The sequence below is a fragment of the Polaromonas sp. CG_9.11 genome, assembly GCF_015752225.1.
In the GTDB taxonomy this organism is placed as follows: Bacteria; Pseudomonadota; Gammaproteobacteria; order Burkholderiales; family Burkholderiaceae_C; genus Polaromonas.
The window spans coordinates 1-18,111 of the sequence record NZ_JADOVE010000009.1 but is presented as its reverse complement, the minus strand read 5'-3'; the positions used below and the strand labels follow the sequence as shown (position 1 = coordinate 18,111).

Below are 18,111 nucleotides of genomic sequence, written 5' to 3'. Positions count from 1 at the left end.
TCAATGCAGACCGCATGACTGCGCAGGATGCGGTCAGCTTTCAATCGCTGGCCTCAAGCGTAGTCCGCCACCGGGATGCAGCTGCATGACAGATTGCGGTCGCCATAGACGTTGTCTACCCGGCCGACCGGCGGCCAGTATTTCACTGCTTTCAGGCTGACCAGCGGGAAGGCGCCGGTTTCGCGTGAATACGGCCGGTCCCACTCAGCGCCCAACAGGCTGGCTGCCGTGTGCGGCGCATGTTTGAGCGGGTTGTTGTCCTGCGGCCAGTGGCCGCTTTCTACCTGACGAATCTCTTCGCGGATGGCGATCATGGCGTGAATGAAGCGGTCCAGCTCGGCCAGGGTTTCGCTTTCGGTGGGTTCGACCATCAGCGTTCCGGGCACCGGGAAGCTGAGCGTTGGCGCATGAAAGCCGTAGTCCATCAGCCGTTTGGCCACGTCTTCGGCTGTCACGCCGCTGGTTTCCTTCAGCGGGCGCAGGTCCAGGATGCATTCGTGCGCGACATGGCCGTTTTCACTGGCATACAGCGTCGGGTAATGGTCTTTCAACCGTGCGCTGATGTAGTTGGCGCTCAGGATCGCCACTTCGGTCGCCTGTTTCAGCCCCTCGGGGCCCATCATGCGGCAGTACATCCAGCTGATCGGCAACACCGCCGCATTGCCCAGGGGTGCGGCTGAGATGGCCCCCACGCTTTTCACTGCGTGCAATGCGCTGCCCCCCGGGGGGGCTGTTTCACCTTGGGGCGGCCCGGCGGTGAAACCGGCTCCCCCGCCGCGCAAGCCTGCCGTGGCATGGCCGGGCAGGTAGGGCACCAGGTCTGCCACCACACAGACCGGACCGACGCCGGGTCCCCCGCCGCCGTGCGGAATGCAGAAGGTCTTGTGCAAATTGAGGTGGCTCACGTCGCCGCCAAACTCGCCCGGCGCAGCGGTGCCGACCAGCGCATTCATGTTGGCGCCATCGACATAGACCCGGCCGCCGTGTGCATGCACCAGCTCGCAGAGTTCCTTGACATGCGTCTCAAACACGCCGTGGGTGCTCGGATAGGTGATCATCACGCAGGCCAGCTTGTCGCTGTGCTTTTCGCACTTGGCCTTCAGGTCGGCCATGTCGACATTGCCTTGCGCGTCGCAGGCGGTGACGACCACTGTCATGCCGGCCATCTGGGCGCTGGCTGGGTTGGTGCCGTGGGCTGACGAGGGAATCAGGCAGATGTTGCGTTGGCCCTGGCCGTTGGCTTCAAGGTAGGCCTTGATCACCAGCAAACCCGCGTATTCCCCCTGCGAGCCGGCATTGGGCTGCAGACTGATGCCGGCGTAGCCTGTGGCCGCACACAGCCAGTCGCGCAGTTGCCGGTCGAGTTCGACATAACCCCGTAGCTGGTCCTGCGGTGCAAACGGGTGGATGTTGGCAAATTCCGGCCAGGTGATGGGAATCATCTCGCTGGTGGCGTTGAGCTTCATGGTGCAACTGCCCAGCGGAATCATGCTGCGGTCCAGCGCCAGGTCCTTGTCGCTGAGCTTGCGGATGTAGCGCAGCATGCTGGTTTCGGAATGGTGGGTGTTGAACACCGGATGCGTCAAAAATTCACTGGTGCGACGCAGCTCCGCAGGAATCAGCAACTCGATGCCTTGCTCGAAGTTGCTCACCACCGGCAACGTCTGGCCGGGCTTGGCGAAAAAGGACCAGAGCAGTTCGATGTCCGAGCGGCTGGTGGTCTCGTCAAGCGACACCCCCAGATGATTTTTCAAGCGAAATCTAAGGTTGGCGCAAGACTGGCGTGCGCGTTCAGCTATAGAATTAGTAGCATCTCCGGTTTTGACGGTGACCGAATCAAAGGCGCCCTTGTTCGTGATTTCGAAGCCCATCTGGCGCAAGCCCTGCACAAAGATCGCCGTGTAGGTGGCCACGCGCCGGGCAATCCGCGTCAAGCCCTGCGGGCCGTGGTAGACCGCATACATGCTGGCCATCACGGCGGGCAGTACCTGCGCCGTGCAGATATTGGAGGTGGCCTTTTCACGGCGGATGTGCTGCTCACGGGTTTGCAGCGCCAGCCGGTAGGTCGGATGGCCGTGCGTATCGACGCTGACGCCCACCAGGCGGCCTGGCAGCGAGCGTTTGAATTCATCGCGGCAGGCCAGGTAGGCGGCATGCGGACCGCCATTGCCCATCGGCATGCCGAAGCGCTGTGTGCTGCCCAGCACGATGTCCGCATCCCATTCGCCGGGCGGCTGAAGCAGCGTCAGCGCCAGCAGGTCGGCGGCCACGCACAGGGCTGCGCCATTGGCGTGCGCCACTCCCGCCAGCGGCCGCAGGTCGTGAATGGTGCCGCTGGTGGCCGGGTACTGGGCCAGCACACCGAAGTAGTCGCCCTCTGCCATCAACTGGGGCAGGGTAGCCGACAGGGTGCTGACCTTGACCTCGATGCCCAGCGGCCTGGCGCGCGTCTGGATGACTTCAATGGTTTGCGGGTGGCAGTCGCCGGCCACGATGAACACATGGCTTTTACTCTTGACGCTGCGCTTGGCCAGCGTCATGGCTTCGGCGGCGGCGGTGGCTTCGTCAAGCATCGACGCATTCGCCATCGGCATGCCGGTCAGGTCGCAGACCATGGTCTGGAAGTTGATCAGCGCTTCCATGCGACCCTGCGAAATTTCGGCCTGGTAAGGCGTGTAGGCGGTGTACCAGGCGGGGTTCTCCAGCACATTGCGCAGGATCACGCCCGGCGTGTAGGTGCCGTAATAGCCCTGGCCGATGAAGCTCTTGAACACCTTGTTCTTGGCCGCCATCGCCTTGAGTTGCTTGAGCGCGGCCGCTTCGGAAACCGGTGGCGGAATCGCCATGGCGCTGCTGCGGGCGATCGAGGGCGGCACGATGCCGTCGATCAACGCCCGGCGCGAGCTGGAGCCGACCACGCTGAGCATGTGGACTTCATCCGCCTCGTCAATGCCGATGTGCCGGGCAATGAATTCGGAAGGGTTTTCAAGCGCGCCCAGCGGCGTGGCAGATGGCATCAGCATGTCAGAATTCCGTGTCAGTCTTTGATGAAAATTCAGGCGGCAGAAAAGGCGGTGTAGCTGGTTTCGTCCATCAGCGCGTCGAGCTGTGACGGGTCGGACAGCTTGACCTTGAAGAACCAGCCGGCACCCAGCGGGTCCGAATTGGCCAGCGACGGGTCGTCTCGCAGGGCTTCATTCACTTCGGTGACTTCACCGCTGACCGGCATGTAGACATCGGCCGCCGCCTTGACGGACTCAACTACGCCGGCAGTGTCTTTCTGGGCAAATGTCGTGCCGACTTCCGGCAGTTCGACAAACACCACATCGCCCAGCGCATCCTGCGCATGCACGGTGATGCCGACGGTGGCCATGTCGCCTTCAATCTTGAGCCATTCGTGGTCTTCGGTGTACTTGACGGTCATGCGGTTTCTCCGGGAGTTTGTATGAAAAAGGGAAGTGAACGAAAGAGATAGATAAATAAATCAGCCGCGGTGGTAGCGGGTGGGAACAAAGGGCGTGGGCGACACGTGCATGGGCACGGGTTTGCCACGCACCATGGCAAACAGTTCGGTGCCGACCACCGCATAGTCTGGGTGCACATAGGCCAGCGCAATCGGCTGGTTCAGCGTGGGGCTGAGCAGGCCGCTGGTGACTTGGCCGACAACCTGGCCGTCCATGTTTTCCAGCACGGCGGGTTCGCGGACCGGAACGCGCGCTTTGGCCACCAGCGCCACGCGCTTGCGGCTCAAACTGGCCGGATCGGCCAGCTGCGCCAGGATTTTGTCCGCGCCCGGAAAGCCTCCGGCCCGGGCGCCGCCGGTGCGCCGGACTTTTTGAATGGCCCAGTTCAGGCTGGCTTCAATGGGCGTGGTCGTGGTGTCGATGTCATGGCCGTACAGGCACAGGCCGGCCTCTAACCGAAGCGAATTGCGTGCGCCCAGTCCGACGGGTTTGACTTCAGGCTCGGCCAGCAGGGCACGTGCCAGCGTGTCGGCCTGCGCGGCGTGTACTGAAATTTCGAAACCGTCTTCGCCGGTATAGCCGCTGCGGGTCAGGAAACACTCGCAGCCTGCAACCGTGAAGCGGCCGCCGGTCATGAAAAGCAGTTTTTCAACGCCTGGCGCGAGTCGCTGCAGGGCCGTGACCGCCTGCGGTCCCTGCAGCGCCAGCAGCGCCATCTGGGGCATGGGAATGACGTCGCAGCGCTGGCCGATTTTGGTCTGGATATACGCGATGTCGCCCGCCTTGCAGGCGCCGTTGACGATGACGAAGATATCGCCGCCGTTGGCCACATCGCGGTTGAAGAACATCAGGTCATCGATGATGCCGCCTTCGTCATTGAGCAGCAGACCGTAGCGTTGTTTTCCCGCAGGCAGGTCGATCACATCGACTGGCATCAGGCTTTCAAAAGCGGCGGCTGCATCCGGGCCAACGAGCCGCAACTGGCCCATGTGCGACACGTCGAAAAGGCCTGCGGCGCTGCGCGTGTGCTGGTGTTCGGCCATCAGGCCAGCCGGGTATTGCACCGGCATGGAATAACCGGCAAATGGCACCATGCGCGCGCCGAGTTCTGCATGCAGACCATGCAGCGGCGTGTTGAGCAAAGGGGCAGGGGCGGCAGACGGTTCGTGGGACATGACGTTCTCCAGAGGGCAAACATGACCCCATGGCCAAACGCCACGGGCTGCCCCTTCTGTCCACTTTACCTGAGAGATTCGCCTGACGATGCAGGGTTGCTCCTTCGGTGGACCGCCTTGAAAGCGGCCTCTCTCCAGCAGGGAACGCCCCTTGGTAACAAATGCACCGAGGGGCGGTTGCCAGTCCTTTTGCCTGAGCGTTCAGTCCACCAATGGGGGTGGCACATGCGCCTTCGGCGGTTTTTTCTGGAAAAACTCTCTCCTGACGCTGTCAAGTGTAGCTGAGCGAAGGCATGCTTTTTCTGACTGCTATTTCGCGTACAACAGGTCGCGCAGGGCCAGCGAGAGCTGCGGCACGTAGGTGATCACCATCAGGCAAGCCAGTATCACCAGCACGAAAGGGATCAGGTGATGGATGATCCGGTCTAGGGAAACACGGGCCACCGTGCAGGCTGCAAACAGGTTCACGCCAAAGGGCGGGGTAATCATGCCCAGCGCCAGGTTGACCACCATGACCATGCCGAAATGCACCGGGTCAATGCCGAAGTGCATGGCCACGGGCGCCAGGATCGGCGCCAGCACAATGATTGCCGCGCTGGTTTCAATGAACATGCCGATGAAGAACAGCGTAACATTTACCCCGAGCAGAAACAGCGCGGGTGACTGCAGCACGACTTCGAGCCAGCGGCCGATCGCGTCGGGCACACCTGCACGTGTGATCAGGAAGGCAAACAGCCCGGCGTTGGCAATGATGAACATGATCACGGCGCTGGACAGCACCGACTTGCGCAGCACCACGGCCAAACTGGCCAGACTGATTTCGCGGTAAACCACCATCCCCACCACAAGCGCATAGAACACCGCGACGGCTGCTGCTTCGGTTGGCGTGAAAATACCGCCATAAATGCCGCCCAGAATGATGACCGGCATCAGCAACGCCCAGCCGGCCTGCCAGGTAGCCTTGGCGAAACCTAGCCGCCCGTCGCCATCGTTCTTGCCCCAGCCCTTGATCCGGCAGTACACATAGACAAACGCCATCAAGGCCAGGCTGATGAAGATGCCGGGCCCTATGCCGGCGATGAAGAGCTCGCCAATCGAGACTTCGGCGCTTACGCCATACAGGATCAGGGGAATGGACGGCGGGATGATGACGCCCAGCTCGGCACTGGTTGCCTGCAGTGCGGCGGCATAGGTCGTCGGGTAACCGTGCTTGACCAGAGCCGGAATCAAGATGGCGCCGACGGCAAAGGTAGTCGCCACCGAAGAGCCGGAAACCGCAGCAAAAATCATGCAGGTGAGTACGCAGGTCATCGGCAGGCCTCCCTGCACGCCGCCCACGATGCTTTTAGCAAACTCCACCAGCCGGCGTGAAATACCGCCGGTTTCCATCAGATTGCCAGCCAGGATGAAGAAGGGTATGGCGGCCAGTGGAAACTTGTTGATCGCAGAAAACATTTCCTTGACCGAAATCAGCATGTTGGCATTGGTCGCCTGGATGCCCAGCACTGACGCAAGGCCGATGGAAACGGCGACGGAAATGGTCAATGCAAAGCACAGCACCATGGTGGTCAGCATGACGGCGGTCATTGGGCGGTTTCCAGTTCTTGGCGTTGGGGATCGATCAGGTTGCCAATGATGCCCATCACGCAAAAAAGCCCGCCCACCGGCATGGCCACGTAGCCCCAGAACATAGAAATTGATTCCAGCCCGGACATCGATTGAACGCGGCCGCGCAGCGAATAGTCCCAGCCCCACCAGATGATGACACCGATCAGGGCGAGCGCCGCAAGGCAGACCACCCAGTCGAGTACGCGCTTGATTCGGGGTGGGCTCCAGCGATACAGCACATCAACACTGACCATCGCCCCCTGGCGGAAAGCAGCCGGAATTCCCATGAACACCATCCAGATCAGACTCAGCCGGATCAGGATTTCACTCCATTCTGCGGGTTGTTCCAGTACAAAGCGGGTGATGATCTGGAACATGCCCAGCGATGACGCAATGACCAGCATCAGGCACGCCACCAGCATGGAAAATCCGGTCGTCCAGCGTTCGAAGGTTAAAAAGGCCTGTTTCATGAAATGACACCGATATTTGATAGAAAACGCCCGTCAGCGCAATATCTGCGGGCGTGTCCAGCTACTGAAAAAGTAGCGAGAAGGGTGTTGGCTTATTTGTAATTCCGAATTTTGTCGAGCGCAACTTTACCGAACTGCTTCTCAAATTCGGCGTTGACCGGTGCCAGCGCTGCTACAAATCTGGTCTTGTCCACGTTGTCAATCACGGTCATGCCCTTGGCCCGCAGGTCGGCCACGCCCTTGGTGTCGTCCTCGTCAACCCGGGCGCGATTGGCCTTGGTGCCTTCCTTGGCTGCCTCAAGAAAGGCTTGCTTGTCGGCCGTGCTGAGTTTGTCGAACGACGCCTTGTTCATCACGAAGATGCAGGGCGAATACACGTGGCCGGTCAAGGTCAAGTGCTTTTGCACCTGATCAAACTTGGCAGAGATGATCACCGACAACGGGTTTTCCTGTCCATCAACCGTGCCTTGCTGAAGCGCAGTAAACACTTCGGGGAAAGCCATGGGCGTGGTGATGATGCCAAAGCCTTTGTAAGCCGCGATATGCACCGGGTTTTCCATGGTGCGCATTTTCAAGCCCTTGAGGTCTTCGGGTGTCTTGACGTCGCGCTTGCTGTTGGTCATGTGGCGAAAGCCGTTTTCAGCCCAGGCGAGCGCTTTGAAGCCTTTGGCATCAAATTTCGTCAGCAAGTCCTGGCCAATCGGTCCGTCGAGCACGGCGCGGGCATGGGCCTTGTCGCGAAACAGAAACGGTACATCCAGGATTTTGGTTTCCGGCACGAAGTTTGGGATGGGACCGGACGAGGAAAAGGCCAGTTCCTGCGTCCCCAGTTGCACGGCTTCAATCGATTCCCGTTCTCCGCCCAAGGCACCGTTATAGAAGGTTTGAACCTTGTATCTTCCCGCAGTTCGCTTCTCAACTTCCTTGGCAAAAGTGTCTATCGCCACGCCTTGATGCGAGTTCTGGGCAGTCGAGATACTGATGCGCATAGTGGTCTGTGCAGTGGCCGCAGCCAAGAAACCAAGGCCCAGGCTCAGACCGATGAGAAGTTTTGAAAGCTTCATGCTGTCTCCGAATAGTTATTAGGGTAAAAATTTTCGATTACGGCAACGTGCTGTAAACGATTTCATTATTACTGCAGGCCTTGCCGACACGTTCGCGGGTTTTCGCTTAAAAATCCAGTAATTTCACAGTCGAGCAAGCAGTTTATGCTCCAGATATGGAGGTCGTTCCAAGCCAGTTTCATGCATGTGCAGATTTTGGATGACAAGCAACGGTGACAATTACGGAGAAAATTCCTGACTTGAAGAGGCAAGCTTGATGACTTGTAAATTATTGTATGTCCTACGTCGACGCTTGCTATAAAGTCGGTTTGAGGCTTCGAATTTCATCGATGCTATAGGTACCGCAGACGAAAAAAACATACTCAGGGGGAAGAAAAAAATGCAGAGTCACACGCTGCCTGTGTCTGGCGATTCCGGGCACTATCTCAGGCTGATCGAAAGCGCCGCAGCCATTCGACGGCATATCGACCTACTCCAATGGTTGCAGGGCGACGTGCAGCAGTGCATGCCTCACGAAATTCTGCTGGCAGGGTGGGGGAACTTTCAAGAAGGCGCCATACGGCATGACATTGTCTCCAAGCTACCGGGCGTTCGGTCTTACGCCGTCGGTACTGATGGGTTGCCATTTCTGTTGGGAAAATTTCACGAAAGTTGGGTTTTTGGAGGTCGTCAGCCCAGCAGCCTCGACTTTCGCAACTTTGAATACCTTCTGGGCAACGCCAGCCTTCCCGGATCGTTCAGCAGTGCGTTGCGCAGCATGCGTTCAGGCGTGATTCACGGCATGCGCGACGAGCGGGGCCAGTGCGAATGTCTGTACGTGCTGCTCAGCAGCCAGAAAATTCCAGCAGAGCCAACCAGCACCGCCATCAAGGTGCTGATGCCGGTGATCGACAGCGCACTCCGACAGGTTTCTCAACTGCCGCAACAGCAAAAACCTTTTCCGAAATCCCTCCGGGTCGGACAGGACGAAGCCTTTGGGCTGAGTGATCGCGAAATTCAGATCATGGACTGGGTCGCCATGGGTAAAACCAATTCAGAAATTGGAAGCATTTTAAATATTAGCGGATTCACTGTCAAAAATCACATGCAGAGGATTTTTCAGAAATTGAATGTATTCAATCGTGCCCAGGCGGTTTCAAAAATTAATGGGGTGACGTTTAATGGCTGAAATTCGCGGAATAAAGTCGGCCGCTGTCTGGAAAAATAACCGGGAACCCCGGTCGGGTTTAGGCAGGAGCTATATTTTTAGAATGATCGAAAGCGCTCTTGATCCATTCATTCTGATTTTATCGTTATGGGTATTAGCATTTAATTTTGAGGGGGCAATTAAACCGCCATATCTGATTCTTTCGGTGGTTGTCTTTTCTCTGACATTTCCTGGTGCTTCGCGTTTGCGGCTTTCCGTAGAGCGCATGATTTTTAATATTTTATTTCACTGGTTCTGGATTGCCGGGCTCCTGCTGCTGGTTGGCTTTGCCACAGACTATCTTTTCAGATTTCCAATTGCTTTGATTATTAATTGGCTATGGATTGCCCCTGCAGCCCAGATCGCTGGAAATCTGACGCTTCGTGCAACGACTTCCAAATTATTAAAGATGCAAGGTCCCGCACAGCGTGCTGTTATTGTCGGCATGAACAATCAGGGAGTCTCTTTAGCCGAGAACATCGGCTACTCTTCCTATTTAGGCATGGAGATGCTTGGCTTTTTTGACGATCGCAGCGAAGTAAGACGGCACGAGCAAGCAAAGTACAAACTTCTAGGAAAAATAGATGAGCTTGCCAACTTTGTCAAAAAGTATCGGATTCAATACATCTATCTATCTTTGCCAATGATTGCACGTCCCCGTGTTCTGCAGATTCTTGATGACCTGAAGGACACCACTGCTTCGATTTATTTTGTGCCGGACATGTTCATCACGGACTTGATTCAAGGGCGAAGCGACACAGTATGCGGGGTCAACGTAATTTCTGTCTGCGACACACCATTCAGAGGTTTCAATGGAATTTTGAAACGTGCCAGCGACATCATCCTGTCTGTGATAATTCTCATGCTTGTTTCACCAATCATGATTCTTATTGCCATCATGGTCAAGCTTGGCTCACCAGGGCCTGCTATCTTCAAGCAGCGTCGATATGGCCTCGATGGCGAACAGATTCTGGTTTACAAGTTTCGTTCAATGGCCGTGGTGGAGGACGGTGGGACTATTCATCAAGCCAAAAAAAACGACCAACGCATTACAAGGATTGGGTCCTTCCTACGAAGGACATCGCTTGATGAGTTGCCACAATTTTTCAACGTACTGCAAGGACGAATGAGTATCGTGGGTCCGCGACCCCACGCAGTCGCACATAATGAAATGTACAGGACCCTGATCAAAGGGTATATGGTGAGGCACAAGGTCAGGCCAGGAATCACAGGTTGGGCTCAGGTGAACGGCTACCGTGGAGAGACCGATACGTTGGACAAAATGCAGGCGCGTATTGATTACGATCTCGACTATTTGAGGAACTGGTCACTGCAACTCGATCTGTTCATTGTATTGAAGACCGTTCGTTTAGTCTTTAAGGATGGCGCAGCATATTGAGATTTTTTTTCAATGATTCAAAAGAACTATTGATAAGTTGGTCAATTTACAACTAAAATTGTTAAAATTGTAGCTGCGTGATACTTTAGGCGCATTTTCCTTTCTACGCTTTCAAATCTTCCCTGAAATAGGATTCTAAAAATGGTGCTTCGTAAATTGCTGCTAGTAAGTCTGGCTTTGGCAGGCGTAATTACTATAAATGCTCGGGCTGACGAGTTAGACACATTTCAATTCAGGGCCGGACAGACTTGGCAATATGATAGCAATGTATTTCGTTTATCTGACACCATCAATAACCAGGCGGTTATAGGCTCACCGTCGCGTTCAGATTATTTTGGTGTCACTACACTTGGAGCAAAGTTTGACAAGAGCTATGGCTTGCAGAGATTTGAACTCGACGTAAATGCCAATCGCTATAATTACAAGGATTTCTCGAGACTCGACTTTACAGCTGTGAATTACGCTGCTGCATGGCGTTGGAGTATCACGCCATCGTTTTATGGAAATTTAACAACGGATCGGCAAGAATACACCGATAATACCGCTGATGTTCAAAATCAAGGGCAACTAAACCGAAGAACTGACCGTCTGACGTTGTTAGATGCTGAGTATGCAATCGACGGGCCGTGGCGTGTTTTGGGTGGTGTTTTTGAGCGAAGCAGTTCCAACAGCCAGGCCTTTACATTTGAAGGTGATTCGAACGTTCGTGGAGTAGAGGCTGGTGTGAGGTATGTTTTTGCGTCAGACAGCTCATTTGCGTATCGACTAAAACAGGGGCGCGGTGAGTATCCAAACCGTATCTTGTCTTCCACAGTTGCTAGCGATTTCAAGGACCGTGAACATGAGTTTAGGCTGGTCTGGCCGATCACCGGAAAAACGACTATCCAGTCCCGCGTTTCTTATTTTGACAGGTCACATGACGGACTTGGTGCCAGAGATTTTTCTGGATTTGTTGGCCAGCTTGATGCTGCCTGGAGGCCAACAGGGAAGACGACTGTTAATGTGGGCGTAGCAAGGGATCTGGGCAACTACCAAACCAATAATATAAGTTATTTCCAAGGAAACAGATTTTTTATTGCTCCAACATGGAAACCTACAGAAAAAACAGCTGTTAAGTTTCGTTACGATTATGGTGTGAGAAACTATAAAGGTCCCTTATCTGGTTTTTCAGCAACAAATCGGCGGGACACCACTGATCTAACTGTTCTGGGTTTTGAGTGGGAAGTGATTCGTGCTGTAAAGCTAACGACTTCGGTGTTTTCAGATCGGCGTAAGTCCAACGAATTCGGTGCCGATTATAAAAGCCATGGTATAAATCTTTCTGTTCTTGCAAGCTTTTAAATATAACTGCTCTATTTTACATATTGTTTAATTATTTGACAGCTTTAAATTGTCTGAAAGTATTCGGTCTTGAAGAAAGATTGGATACGTTCAGGAAATGGTCGTTTTGACTTAGATAAGTAATTGACAGCGAAATCGATATTTTCTTTTGTTGCTTAATGTTGCATTTAATCTTGTCAAAATTCTCATTTGACGTGCAACATACAAGTTATGAAAGCCTACATAACTTTATTGAGCACCTTGAGCTATTTGCCTGGTGTGATTGTGCTGCACGATTCAATCAAGCGTACCAGAAGTCCTTATCCATTTTGGGTTGCTGTTTCATCGATTATTTCTCAAGATGTTGACGATATTCTGAGGGACAGGGGAATGAACGTGGTGAGACTTTCCATGCCTATCGAAGTCCCCCTCGCTTTCAAGGAGCAATCCGGGCATTGGGGCAATACCTTCGACAAAATTCATATTTTTGGACTCACGGAATTTTCCAAGCTTGTTTACCTTGACAGCGACATGATCGTCATTAAAAACCTTGATCATTTATTTGAAAAACCACATCTTTCTGCTGTAGCCGCTGGCCGACTCGAGCATCCAGACTGGACACGGCTGAATTCAGGTCTCATGGTGATAAAGCCTGATGATCAACTTCCGAAAAAAATGGTTATCGCATTACATATCGCCGTAGAAGAGGTTCGCGCGCTTGGGAGTAACAAGATAGGCGATCAAGATGTCATTAACGCGTATTATTCCGATTGGCCGGAACGGAAAAATCTTCATCTTGATGACGGATATAATATTTTTTACTCTGACCTTGATGCATATATTGATCAGCATGGTTACCAAATGCTTTGTAATCCCAAGACTAATTTAAAAGACGTTTATGTGGTTCATTTTATCGGACCTCAAAAACCATGGATGAAGTGGGCAAATGCCAAGCATCTTCTGAAGGTTATAAAAAATAATAATTCTTGCAAATGGGAAAGAAAATCTTTTGTAATGTATCTGAATCATTTAAAAAGATTAAGTTTATAATTAGAATTCATCAACAGAATTATTTTCATAAAAATATATATTATATAACCATAAAAATTATTGAGATACAGTTTCTATTGTGATGTTTTTTTAAATTTTATCAATTTCATTGTGTATGTTAGCTGGTGTGCTTATTGACCAGTCGAGAAATAATTAACTAAATATTTCTGTTGGTTTTTCAGTAAACAGCTGAAGCATTAGGAAGAAAGAGCTATTGCAGATGTTTCATCTTCGAACCTAAGATGTAACTTCATTCTTATAGTTCATCCAAAGGCGCACCGATGAATATCTTCATTCGCTCTCTTGCTTCGGTTTTTTTCTTCCTTTTTGCTTTGACTGCATTTTCCCAGTCCAGCCAGTCTTCTCCAATTGGGGGTGCTTCGGGAGTTGGCGGAGCACAAGCCCAGCAAGATTACCGGCTGGGGGCGGGTGATTCAATCGGGGTTCAGGTTTATCAGAGCCCCGATCTTTCGGTGGATGCCCGTGTTTCAGAAACCGGTGTGATTAGCTATCCACTAGTAGGTACCCTTCAGCTTGGGGGGTTAACCATTTCCGAGGCAGAGAAAAAGATCGCGGATGCCTTGCGGACAGGTGGTTTTGTAAAGGTCCCTCAGGTAAATATTGTTCTGAGGCAGGTTCGGGGAAGTCAGGTGGCAGTTCTCGGGCAAGTCAGTAAACCAGGCCGCTTTCCATTAGAGACGCTCAACACTCGTGTAAGCGACATGCTCGCTGCTGCAGGGGGCACGACAGCGTTGGGTGATGATGTACTGATCATCACGGGTCAGCGAAACAACAAGCCATTTCGCAAAGTGATTGATATTCCGGCACTGTTTTTGAACGACAAATCGGACAACGATATTGTGTTGTCAGGCGGTGATACCTTGTACGTCAACAAGGCGCCAGTTTTTTATATCTATGGTGAGGCGCAGCGTCCTGGTCCGTACCGTATTGAGCGCGGTATGACGATGATGCAAGCCTTGGCTTCGGGTGGCGGCCCTACGGTTCGTGGTAGCCAAAATCGCTTGCGCCTGAATCGCCGCGATCTCAACGGCAACGTTGTGGAATCAACTCCTAAGCTAACTGATGCAGTTCAGGCCGAGGATGTCATTTATGTGCGTGAAAGCCTCTTTTAAGTTGCTATGACCATCTACCAGTTTTTCCTTATTCTTCGCGCTCGTTACCGGGTCGTTATTTTGGTATTGTTCTTAGCTCTGGCTGCAGCATTGGCTGCCAGCTTGTTGATGCCAAGCAAGTACACAGCCCAAACTTCCTTGCTGGTTGACGTTAGAACACCAGACCCAGTAGCTGGCGCCGGAATGTCCGGTGTGATTGCGCCCAGCTATATGGCTACACAGGTAGACATCATTGGCGGCGATCTGGTTGCGCAGCGAGTTGTAAAAATGCTTAAGCTTGACGAGGATGAGGAAACAAAAAAAGACTGGCAGAAAGCTACTGAGGGAAGAGGCTCGCTGGATTCTTGGATCGCGAAGAATCTACAGAGCGCCCTTTCTGTTCAACCTGCACGGGAAAGTAATGTCATTAACATCACCTACAAAGGTGGCAATGCAGAAAATGTTGCGTTAGTTGCGAACGCTTTTGCGCAAGCTTACTTGGACACCAATCTGTCTTTGAAAACTGAACCGGCACGCTTATACGCCAAATGGTTCGACGAGCAGACCAAAGTTTCACGTGCAAAACTTGAGGATGCCCAAGCTCGTTTGTCGGATTACCAGCAGAAGGCTGGCATTGTTTCATCGGATGAGAGGGTGGACTATGAAACGGCCAAGCTTGCTCAAATTTCGACCCAACTCACGGCGGTGCAGGGAGAAACTACTGACAGTCAAAGCAAGCGCAATGCACGCGGCGACACAGTTGCCGAAGTAATGCAAAGTACACTGATAAATGGACTAAAAGCTGATATTGCTCGACTCGAAGCAAAAGTCAATGAGAACAATGTAAATTTAGGCGTAAACCATCCCTTGCGTCAGCGCGCAGAAGCTGAACTTGCTTCTCTCAGAAACCGGCTTGCTGCCGAATCAAACCGTATTTCGGCTTCAATCGAAACTGCCTACCGCGTTGGCAAAGATCGTGAACGCGAACTGCAAGCAGCCGTTAATGCGCAAAGAACAAGGGTTCTTGGACTGAATAAACAGCGCGATGAACTTAATGTTTACCGGCGTGATGTGGAAGCAGCCCAACGTGCCTATGAAACCGTCAGCCAGAGCGCTTCGCAAAGCCGCTTGCAAAGTCTTACCAATCAGACGAATGTTGTTCGATTGAATACTGCATTGGCACCTATTGATCCATCAAGTCCCAAACTGCCGCTCAACCTTCTGATCGCGGCATTTGTAGGAACTTTACTTGGGGTGGGTTTTGCCTTGGTGTGCGAACTCATGAATCGTCGTGTCCGATCAAGCGAGGACCTCATGCAGATGCTGGACCTTCCGGTACTTGCAAACATTTCCTCCAACGGTACGAAACGACGCATGATGGGTGGTGCAGGCCATCTGGCATTGCCTAATGGAAGCCCCGCATGAATACACAAAACTCACAGATCGTCAGATCTATTCCTTTGGTGAAGGCCAGTACCAATCCACTTGTTGAATCAGGACATGCAAGGCCAATGGGATCAATATTGATTGATTCTGGCAGGCTTTCTGGTGGAAATGCTGAAAAAATATTGACATTTCAACGAGAAAATGGCGTCCGTTTTGGAGAGGCTGGAAGGACCTTGGGACTGCTGACTGAAGACGATGTGCGGTTTGCTTTGTCTGTCCAGTTCCATTATTCATATATTCCTTCGGGAAGCAGCTTGAGTCATGAACTGATTGCGGCGTACCAGCCTGACAGTGTCGCTGTCGAGGAGTTGCGTATGCTTCGAAGCCAACTAATGCTGCGCTGGTTCAATAATGGTTCGGATCATAAAGGTCTTGCCGTGGTTAGTGCGGGCTCTGGTGATGGCCGCAGCTATATTGCTGCCAATCTGGCAATTGTCTTCTCGCAGCTCGGTGAGAGAACCCTACTGATTGATGCCGATATGCGAATACCGCGACAGCACATCCTTTTTAGTCTTGGAAAACGCGCCGGTCTTTCAGACATTCTTGTGGGACGAGCTGGATCAGATGCTATTGTGAGAATTGATGCATTGTCGAACTTGTCGGTACTCTCGGCAGGTGCAATTCCTCCCAATCCTCAAGAATTGCTTGGTCGCCAGAGTTTTTCGAAGTTGTTGCTTTCTTTAGCGGAAGATTTTGATGTGATGATCATTGATACACCCCCTGCAAGCGCTTGTGCTGATGCGCATACGGTTGCGGTTCGTACAGGGGCTGCTTTAGTGGTGGCGCGTCAGAACAGAAGTTCCGTTGTACAACTTGGTCAGTTCACGCACAGCTTGCGTGAATTTGGCGTCACATTGGTTGGGTCGGTTCTTAATGACACTTGAGTAAAGTTCATGATTAATTTTAAATTCAAGCCACGAAAAATGAAAGTTATCTTGCTTGGTTTGGCGCTGAGTATTTATTACCATTAATGGTATTAATTAATCTATAATTATTTATCCTCTCTAAATTTTATGGGTAGCGATGGTTGCATGTTGATATAGCATCTCCTCGCACTTCACTTTTTACACGGGCTTTTGTAGATAATGTTGCTAAGCTGCGGTTTGCAGAGATTAAGTTTAAAAAACGTTTTACTAATTAGCGTGCATTTTCCTGCATCATATTGCTTCAGGAATTGCCATGGAACGTAGAAAAACCTGGAAGTTGCGCTGGTCAAAACTTGTTCGAAAGATAGAAAGAGTTCACACACCTGTAGACAGACAAGTACTGCTTCAAAAAATTTGCCTCCCTGACAATCCCCTAGTGTTGGCATTTGCTAACGCCCATGCAATGAACATGCTTGTTAATTCTGAATCTTTTTTCGATTCGCTTTGCACTGCTGATACCGTGCTCCGTGATGGTTCAGGTATGGAAACCCTTTTTAATCAATTGAACATACCGCCTGGTCTTAATCTAAATGGCACTGACTTGATTCCAGACATTGTTAGTAAATTTGACGGGCGCTGTATTGCTCTTTTTGGCACACAAGAACCTTATTTGGAATCTGGGGTTGATTTTGTTGAAATGAATCTTGCACCTAAAAGCTTTTATATACGCGCAGACGGTTTTCATGAGAATGATGTTTATTACCTGTTAGCCGTTAAACATCGACCAGCATTGATTGTTCTAGGTATGGGTATGCCGCGGCAGGAGGAGGTTGCCATTGCCTTGCGGTCGAGGCTTGTTCACCCGTGTCTCATCATTTGCGGCGGTGCTATTATTGATTTTTGGGGTGGTAGAACCTCGCGAGCGCCCTTGTGGATGCGTCTAAATGGCATGGAATGGCTGTTCCGTTTGCAATTGGAGCCGCGTAGGCTTTTTAAGCGTTACGTAATTGGTAATCTGGTTTTCTTGACACGAACCCTGATCTTTTCCGCTTTTAATCGTCGTTTAAGTCGACAGATTCTTAAAAGACAAGCGTAGACTTTTTCGTCTTATATCGATTAGTGCTTTTAATGTGCTAAATAATTAGAGCGGTTTTACCCATTGCGTTATACACAACTCCCCGCAGGCTGAAGTTCCTTGTAGAACCTGATGCCGGCGGCAAAGTCCAGGATGCGCTGCATGCCCAGCCAGATGGTTTTCACGCCTGGCTCGCCATCGCCCTTTCGCGCCAGAAATCCACCGAGGCGGGCCACCAGACGCACCACTTCATTGAGCGTGGGCAGCTCGCTCGGGACTTTTTGCTGGTTTAAAATGTAGGCAGCCTTCCACTCGTCGGGCTCAAACATCAACTGCGCATTCAAGTCCGGACAGTTGCGCCCCAGGCGCATGAGCCGGGCAATGCGCCAGGCCACCACCATGTACAGCACCAACGCGCGTTCAATTTTCTCGATGCTTCCCAGCTGCAACGCCGTAAGCGGGTGGGCAACACACCTTGAGACGAAGCTGAGTTCACAGGATAGCCCCGGGTGTCAGAATAGTTGTCGCCTCCGATTTTCCGCGGATTATCCGCATCGGAGCAACATTTCATGCCCAGAAAACCTCACACACACCAAGGAGCCTCAACACACGCAAAAAACAGCCTGACTCACTTCACTTTAGGCGACAACTTCCTTGACAGCCACCACAAAGGTGGCGACGGTGCGTTGCTTGGGGCGGCCCGAGTCATCACGGAACGCCTCGACGAGTTGGACGTATTGGTTGGGGCCGGAGCGGGTGAGCTTGATGAACACGCCATTACTGCGTATTCCAGCGAACGTGAACGCTCATTCCAGGATGGTGAACGGCGATTCCGGGCAACGTGAACGCTGCGGCGGTGTTGATGTGTTGTTACGC

The 18,111-nt window shown here is 52.3% G+C and carries 15 protein-coding genes, 1 pseudogene and 2 riboswitches; of the genes and pseudogenes, 8 read left to right on the top strand and 8 right to left on the bottom strand.

What is annotated here, in order from left to right; translation table 11 throughout:
• Window positions 1-53 precede the first annotated feature (53 nt).
• The 6 genes from gcvP to IWX85_RS09130 all read right to left on the bottom strand — a co-directional run bounded on the left by gcvP (window position 54) and on the right by IWX85_RS09130 (window position 7,781).
• Window positions 54-3,023: an aminomethyl-transferring glycine dehydrogenase gene (gcvP, locus tag IWX85_RS09155; protein WP_196869530.1), complete on the bottom strand. Its 2,970-nt coding sequence runs from the start codon at window positions 3,021-3,023 to the stop codon at window positions 54-56.
• Between the two features lie 32 nt (window positions 3,024-3,055).
• Entirely contained in the window at window positions 3,056-3,424 is a 369-nt protein-coding gene (gene gcvH, locus IWX85_RS09150) for a glycine cleavage system protein GcvH (protein WP_196869529.1), read from the bottom strand.
• Between the two features lie 60 nt (window positions 3,425-3,484).
• Entirely contained in the window at window positions 3,485-4,639 is a 1,155-nt protein-coding gene (gcvT, locus tag IWX85_RS09145) for a glycine cleavage system aminomethyltransferase GcvT (protein WP_196869528.1), read from the bottom strand.
• Window positions 4,640-4,685: 46 nt separating this feature from the next.
• A riboswitch (glycine riboswitch) is annotated at window positions 4,686-4,787 on the bottom strand.
• Window positions 4,788-4,810: 23 nt separating this feature from the next.
• Window positions 4,811-4,914: riboswitch (glycine riboswitch) on the bottom strand.
• Window positions 4,915-4,948: 34 nt separating this feature from the next.
• On the bottom strand, window positions 4,949-6,226 hold the full coding sequence (locus IWX85_RS09140; RefSeq protein WP_036811113.1) for a TRAP transporter large permease: 1,278 nt from the start codon (window positions 6,224-6,226) through the stop codon (window positions 4,949-4,951).
• The gene (locus IWX85_RS09135) at window positions 6,223-6,717 is read right to left on the bottom strand and encodes a TRAP transporter small permease (RefSeq protein WP_036811116.1); all 495 of its coding nucleotides are present in this window, start codon (window positions 6,715-6,717) and stop codon (window positions 6,223-6,225) included. Before IWX85_RS09135 ends, IWX85_RS09140 begins: the two co-directional genes overlap by 4 nt.
• A gap of 92 nt (window positions 6,718-6,809) precedes the next feature.
• Window positions 6,810-7,781: a TRAP transporter substrate-binding protein gene (locus IWX85_RS09130; RefSeq protein WP_196869527.1), complete on the bottom strand. Its 972-nt coding sequence runs from the start codon at window positions 7,779-7,781 to the stop codon at window positions 6,810-6,812.
• 379 nt (window positions 7,782-8,160) lie between these two features.
• On the opposite strand from IWX85_RS09130, the gene epsA reads away from it, so the two are divergent.
• From epsA to IWX85_RS20750, 8 genes are all read left to right on the top strand, one after another.
• Entirely contained in the window at window positions 8,161-8,949 is a 789-nt protein-coding gene (gene epsA / locus IWX85_RS09125) for an XrtB/PEP-CTERM-associated transcriptional regulator EpsA (protein WP_196869526.1), read from the top strand.
• 82 nt (window positions 8,950-9,031) lie between these two features.
• Window positions 9,032-10,366, top strand: coding sequence for an undecaprenyl-phosphate glucose phosphotransferase (locus IWX85_RS09120; protein WP_231379655.1), 1,335 nt, complete (start codon window positions 9,032-9,034; stop codon window positions 10,364-10,366).
• A gap of 141 nt (window positions 10,367-10,507) precedes the next feature.
• Window positions 10,508-11,707 carry an XrtB/PEP-CTERM-associated polysaccharide biosynthesis outer membrane protein EpsL gene (gene epsL, locus IWX85_RS09115; RefSeq protein ID WP_196869524.1) on the top strand — a complete coding sequence of 400 codons (1,200 nt, stop codon included), beginning with the start codon at window positions 10,508-10,510 and terminating at the stop codon, window positions 11,705-11,707.
• Window positions 11,708-11,917: 210 nt separating this feature from the next.
• Window positions 11,918-12,736, top strand: coding sequence for a glycosyltransferase (locus IWX85_RS09110; protein ID WP_196869523.1), 819 nt, complete (start codon window positions 11,918-11,920; stop codon window positions 12,734-12,736).
• A gap of 281 nt (window positions 12,737-13,017) precedes the next feature.
• Entirely contained in the window at window positions 13,018-13,869 is an 852-nt protein-coding gene (gene epsE, locus IWX85_RS09105) for a polysaccharide export protein EpsE (protein WP_036811126.1), read from the top strand.
• A 6-nt stretch (window positions 13,870-13,875) separates the two neighbouring features.
• Window positions 13,876-15,273 (top strand): chain length determinant protein EpsF, encoded by a 1,398-nt coding sequence (gene epsF, locus IWX85_RS09100; RefSeq protein WP_196869522.1) that lies wholly within the window; start codon window positions 13,876-13,878, stop codon window positions 15,271-15,273.
• Complete coding sequence (epsG, locus tag IWX85_RS09095; RefSeq protein ID WP_196869521.1) at window positions 15,270-16,178, top strand: chain length determinant protein tyrosine kinase EpsG; 909 nt, start codon at window positions 15,270-15,272, stop codon at window positions 16,176-16,178. Before epsF ends, epsG begins: the two co-directional genes overlap by 4 nt.
• A 295-nt stretch (window positions 16,179-16,473) precedes the next feature.
• Entirely contained in the window at window positions 16,474-17,256 is a 783-nt protein-coding gene (locus IWX85_RS20750) for a WecB/TagA/CpsF family glycosyltransferase (RefSeq protein WP_196869520.1), read from the top strand.
• A gap of 68 nt (window positions 17,257-17,324) precedes the next feature.
• On the opposite strand, the pseudogene IWX85_RS09085 reads toward IWX85_RS20750, so the two are convergent.
• Window positions 17,325-17,693: pseudogene (locus tag IWX85_RS09085) on the bottom strand (IS4 family transposase); the annotation flags it as partial.
• A 180-nt stretch (window positions 17,694-17,873) separates the two neighbouring features.
• Window positions 17,874-18,008, bottom strand: a complete 135-nt coding sequence (locus IWX85_RS20745) for a hypothetical protein (protein WP_255529426.1) — start codon at window positions 18,006-18,008, stop codon at window positions 17,874-17,876.
• Window positions 18,009-18,111 lie beyond the last annotated feature (103 nt).